This is a genomic window from Caenimonas terrae, from assembly GCF_042655405.1.
GTDB classification, from domain to species: Bacteria; Pseudomonadota; Gammaproteobacteria; order Burkholderiales; family Burkholderiaceae_C; genus Ramlibacter; species Ramlibacter terrae_A.
This window is the reverse complement of sequence record NZ_JBHSMF010000014.1, coordinates 1-1,938: the sequence shown is the minus strand read 5'-3', so window position 1 is coordinate 1,938 and position 1,938 is coordinate 1. Positions and strand designations below refer to the sequence as shown.

The 1,938-nt window shown below is 59.1% G+C and carries 2 protein-coding genes; both read right to left on the bottom strand.

The window, feature by feature from the left end; genetic code table 11:
- Nucleotides 1-549: 549 nt before the first annotated feature.
- Nucleotides 550-951, bottom strand: a complete 402-nt coding sequence (locus tag ACFPOE_RS21995) for a hypothetical protein (RefSeq protein ID WP_376852483.1) — start codon at nt 949-951, stop codon at nt 550-552.
- Between the two features lie 131 nt (nt 952-1,082).
- Nucleotides 1,083-1,526 carry a hypothetical protein gene (locus ACFPOE_RS21990; RefSeq protein WP_376852482.1) on the bottom strand — a complete coding sequence of 148 codons (444 nt, stop codon included), beginning with the start codon at nt 1,524-1,526 and terminating at the stop codon, nt 1,083-1,085.
- Nucleotides 1,527-1,938: the final 412 nt, after the last annotated feature.

Genomic DNA, 1,938 nt, shown 5'->3' with positions numbered 1-1,938 from the left:
AGGGATAGCTCCGCGCCTGTAGCACTTCATGAGGGCTAACGTCGGACGTAACCGGCGACCATGGAACGGCGCGGCGCAGCTGCGGGACGGCTTTGGGCGTCCGCGTTGACGGACTTGTTAGACCGCTCACCCACGTTTATCTCTCTTTAGCTCAGCTATGCGCCACACAAGAAGAGCCCCCAAAAATCCCACCCAATACGCACGCTTCTCGCTAGGGAACTCGGGATGCTGATTCGTCCACGAGACCACGGTTATCACTAGCCCAATTAGGACTAACCCGCAAATTATCGCTGCGCCTGCATAGGCGATCAGGTCGCGGATTGAGAGGTGCGTTTGCCCAGGCGTCCTCGCGAACCGAGCTGCAAGCGAAAACACTGCGGCTGTTGTTCCCGACAAGATCATCCCGCTAAACGCACCCAAGAAAAGCAAGATGGCAATGAACGTGAGAGAGGACATACCTGAGCGGTCTAACGTCGGACGTAACCGGCGCCCAAGGAACGGCGCGGCGCAGCTGCGGAACGACTTTGGGCGTCCGCGTTGACGGACTTGTTATGCCGCACGGAGATGCTCCCTCTGAAAACGCAGCATGGCGCTGGTGAGGTTCTTGTAGAGTGACCAGTAGTTGGAAATGGCTCGCTCCAGCATGTCCTTTGCCTCTTCCTCTGCATCGAACTCTACAACCATGGGCTGACCTTCACTCCAGTGCTTGAGCGCATTGCGCGCGCGGTTCGCGCGATCTGCGATTGACTTCAGGTCTGCTTCGTGCCCCCACATTTGCTTATGCACCGCAGCTACTGCTTCTTTTATTCGTTCGAGTTGCGGCGCCTGGCCGGCAGCCCGCAAAACTTGCCCGAAGATTTCATCAGCGGCGGCCGCCAAAGTAATGACAGAGTAGAAATCTCTGTTGTCGAAGTAGAGCTCAAGCGCTGTCTCTAACTGGCGCCCCGCCATTTCGAGCCGATCGTGCCTCCCTATAACAAGTGGGCTACCTTTAAGCGGCATAACGTCGGAGGTAACCGGCGACCAGGGAACGGCGCGGCAGAGCCGCGGGACGACTTTGGGCGTCCGCGTTGACGGACTTGTTAGGCATAGGGGCCCAAGAGCACGAACAAACCGGCAAGAACCGCAGCCACCGACCACACCTGCACTGCTCTTGGGCCATTAAGTAGGCTCGAAGAACGTTGGGTTGCACGCATGTACCTGGACATAGTTGCGGCGCCGTTACCGAGAAACACCCAGTAGAGTAATGCAGACCAGACAAACAGCTGAAGCGCGAACGCTAATAACTTCGGCGTGCCCTGCCATTTGAAGTATTCGGGTGTGGCAGCCGGGCCAGCTGCTCGTTGAAGGAGCCAAAGTGCGAGACACGGAAGAAAGATCCAGATCGCGTACCGCAGCGTGAATGAGGAGACTTCATCGCTTGTGAATTCGCCAGCCTCCACCTTCTTCCGGAGCGCAACCCTCATCCAAGCGGCGCCGCCCAGGCCGCACCAGGCACCGCAGAAAAGCCAGAAGTACTCACCCATGCGTGCCTTTCCCCGATGCCTAACGTCGGACGTAACCGGCGACCAAGGAGAGGCGCGGCGAAGCTGCGAGACGGCCTGGGGCGTCCGCGTTGACGGACCTGTTAAAGCGGCGCCGGCAATGCTGCAGGCACGTCATTGCTTTCGCCTGCTAAGCGTTGACCAAAGCAAGCCGATCAGGCACCCAAGCCCTACGAACCATGCGCCTGCAGCCACAATGTCAGTGCCAGCGGGGGCGAGCCAAAAAAATAGAAGCGCAAGAGCTAAGCCTGCCAACGCTCCGAGGGCCACCCCAGGCGCCGCCAGTAGAGAGAGAAGACTGTCCATAAGCTATGACCCTCCTGCGGTGCGCTTTAACGTCGGACGTAACCGGCGGCCAAGGAACGGCGCGGCGCAGCTGCGGGACGACCTTGGG

Excerpts from the sequence above, each read along its gene's own strand:
- ACFPOE_RS21995 (WP_376852483.1), bottom strand. The coding sequence starts at position 951 with ATGGCGGGGCGCCAGTTAGAGACAGCGCTTGAGCTCTACTTCGACAAC.
- ACFPOE_RS21990 (WP_376852482.1), bottom strand. The coding sequence starts at position 1,526 with ATGGGTGAGTACTTCTGGCTTTTCTGCGGTGCCTGGTGCGGCCTGGGC.